At 52.4% G+C, this 391-nt stretch carries 1 protein-coding gene; it reads left to right on the top strand.

Annotated features, from left to right (window positions below):
- Positions 1 to 83: 83 nt before the first annotated feature.
- A partial coding sequence (locus tag THS27_RS26500) for a glycosyltransferase family 2 protein (RefSeq protein WP_168185043.1) occupies positions 84 to 391 on the top strand: 308 nt, incomplete at its 3' end.

Genomic DNA, 391 nt, shown 5'->3' with positions numbered 1-391 from the left:
GTTTCAGGGCTGATTTTGCCTTTGCAGTGCTGTGCCGATGTCGCTAGAACTGCGTACCGCAGATTTGGCAAATGGGGGCGTGGGTGCCAGATATCAGTTATGTTTTGCCGGTTTTTAACAAGGCCGCAGCCCTGCCGTTTTTTATTCGCTCCCTGCGCGAGCAGGCCGGGGAGTTTTCCGCCGAATATATTTTCATAGATGATTTGTCGAGCGATGACTCGCTTGCTGTTCTGCGTGCGCAGACGGCGGATATGGCTAATGTACAGATCGTTGAAAATCCCAAAAATGCCGGTCCTGCCATTCGGCTTAATCAGGGGGCGGCCTTGGCAACGGGAAAATATTTGGCGCTGTTTGACTGCGACGAAGTTTTGGCCCCCAATGCTATTGCCAC

Origin of the sequence: Thalassospira sp. MCCC 1A01428, from assembly GCF_002115825.1 — a bacterium.
Lineage (GTDB): Bacteria > Pseudomonadota > Alphaproteobacteria > Rhodospirillales > Thalassospiraceae > Thalassospira.
The sequence above is the reverse complement of the archived record's forward strand: the minus strand, read 5'-3'. Positions and strand labels throughout refer to the sequence as shown.